Annotated in this window: 3 protein-coding genes; 1 reads left to right on the top strand and 2 read right to left on the bottom strand. The window is 37.1% G+C overall.

Annotated features, from left to right (window positions below; translation table 11 throughout):
* Positions 1 to 238: 238 nt before the first annotated feature.
* Complete coding sequence (locus ACXM0J_RS18705) at positions 239 to 553, bottom strand: hypothetical protein (protein WP_262470920.1); 315 nt, start codon at positions 551 to 553, stop codon at positions 239 to 241.
* A 12-nt stretch (positions 554 to 565) separates the two neighbouring features.
* Positions 566 to 1,801 carry a phage/plasmid replication protein, II/X family gene (locus tag ACXM0J_RS18700; protein ID WP_125499570.1) on the bottom strand — a complete coding sequence of 412 codons (1,236 nt, stop codon included), beginning with the start codon at positions 1,799 to 1,801 and terminating at the stop codon, positions 566 to 568.
* Between the two features lie 108 nt (positions 1,802 to 1,909).
* Here ACXM0J_RS18700 and ACXM0J_RS18695 point away from each other — a divergent pair, with 108 nt between their 5' ends.
* Entirely contained in the window at positions 1,910 to 2,104 is a 195-nt protein-coding gene (locus ACXM0J_RS18695) for a hypothetical protein (protein ID WP_125499572.1), read from the top strand.
* Positions 2,105 to 2,138: the final 34 nt, after the last annotated feature.

The following is a 2,138-nucleotide window of genomic DNA, read 5'->3' as shown; positions in this document are numbered from 1 at the left end:
ACAGTGTGCCCTCTCTCAAAATCTCCCAGAAAGGTCAGGCGCGACGAGTCGCTGCCCGCCCTTTCCTATCCTTCCAATTCGCATAATGAGCACTGATGTTAAATGCCATGCGAGTGCGTAGATATGGTCGCATCATTGACAAAAAACCCCACTAGCGCGGGGTCTTTAGTCAACGAACATGGCAAGTAACATAATGCCGTATTATACGTCATGACGTATAAGTAAGCATTTGATAACATTAAGCTTTTAGCTCAGTCGCTTTCTTTTCTTCAACCTGTAACGGTCGTCCATCACCAGTTGTCTTATAAAAAATGTTGCGGTCCATCGCTGTCATTTCGATTGGTAAATAGATTTCACGGCCTTTATAAGACAAATAGAAATCTTTCATATGGTGATGATCTTCAACGACTTTCACGTTCTGTGAACACGGAACCCACTGATCAAGACCTTTGTCATAACGCTGAGATTCAAAGATTAAACGCATGTTTAAGCCTTTCTCATTTGTAGTTTGATCAACATTGATAAGCTTTGCTTTAAAGATAATTTGAGACATATTTAGCACCTATTAAGCGATTTTTAATTCACGCTGATTAAAAGTAGAAACTGGTTCGATGAAGTTGTCAGGAACTTGATTTTCAAAGTTAATTTCAACAAGTTTGAGAAATGGAATAACGTTAGATTTAGAATCGACATGAAGATTCTGTAAGAATGCCTTTGAGTAACCTGCAGCTACTAAATCAGCAACATTTGCATAAAAACGAGTATCTGAATAACGCTTCTTTAAAACCTCAAAGCCATGTACTTCAAGGTTTGTATAAAACGTAAACAAGTTACGAGCTTTAGTAAGCGAAACACGACCTAAGGCAGTTCGCTTGGCATATACAGAACATAAATGATTAAAGACAGTATCGTGGTCAGTAGCTTTCATGGCAGTACCCTCAAGGGCTTTAAAAAGTTCAGAGTTAGCTTTGATCCAAAGATCACGTAAAAAATTAGGGTTAGAGCGTTGATAACGAATAAGTTGAAATAAATTGGTCGGTATACCGAGTTCTTTCATAACGTAGGCTTTAATGCCTGTTTCAAAACGTAAAAGTCCTTTAGTAAAGGCTAGCAAATCAGGATCAGACATAACTTTAACTACACGTTGAGCAGCTTTATCATTAGCCTTGGCAAGTTTAATTTGCTCATCTAACTGAGCCTGAAATTCACAAGATTTACCGTAAACTTTACGGGCAAAACGTTTACCACGTTCCGAACCAAAGTAAACAGTATTCTTATAAACCACTTGCTTCTCCGATTTGCGAATATGTCTAGAAGACATATTTCTCATAAAGTCAATAACTTGAGCTACTTGATTGTCATCACGTAAACGTGCTGAATAAGTCGCATCTAGTTGTTTAACTTCTGTTTCCCCAATAGCTAACATGCCGTAAAGCGTCGGATGTGATTCAGCAAGATATCCAAGCATTTCAAGAGCACCCTGCTCTATCCAATCTGATCCATAAACGTTGTGCCCTTGAAGAATCTTCGCAGGACTAGCTTTAAGCTCGACATATGGATAAGTTTTACCTTCGTGGAAAAACTTAAAAGCCATCTTCGTGTAAGAAGTCGGCAATCTTGAATATGCATGACTTAAAACTTGGTGCTTAACATTACCGTCTTCATCTTTAAAAACATCATAAGAACCAAATTTCAAACCAATATCGAGTAAATCAAAACCGAAAACGCAATACCGACCTTCACTATCAATATCGACTAGCGAAGCATCTACAGGTATGTGCATAACGATTTTATCTAACATTTGTTATTTGTCACAAATCACATTTAAAGCGATTTATACAATATCACATGTGACAAATCAACATATTTTATTATTATTTGTCACTTATTACATTTAGCGGTGTCACAAATGGCTATATCACAGAGATTGAGAGAAGAAGAATCAGAAATGGTCGAGAAAAAGACCCTAGATATCATGATTGAAAGGAAGATGAAGATTAAAGAAAGCGATGTAATTCACGCTTTAATAAGAAAACACATCAAAGAACTCACTTCGAGTGATGTGCTTGAATATAGAAGAAAATATCTGGGGAAAGATGATTAAAATTCCCAAATTCGGGAGTTAAGTCCACACTAGA

It is taken from the genome of Acinetobacter sp. GRABPA_MV_2, assembly GCF_056725885.1.
This window is presented reverse-complemented; position numbering and strand designations above follow the sequence as displayed.

Bases quoted from the DNA above. Each gene is read 5' to 3' on its own strand.
- ACXM0J_RS18705 (WP_262470920.1), bottom strand. From the start codon at position 553: ATGTCTCAAATTATCTTTAAAGCAAAGCTTATCAATGTTGATCAAACT.
- ACXM0J_RS18700 (WP_125499570.1), bottom strand. From the start codon at position 1,801: ATGTTAGATAAAATCGTTATGCACATACCTGTAGATGCTTCGCTAGTC.
- ACXM0J_RS18695 (WP_125499572.1), top strand. From the start codon at position 1,910: ATGGCTATATCACAGAGATTGAGAGAAGAAGAATCAGAAATGGTCGAG.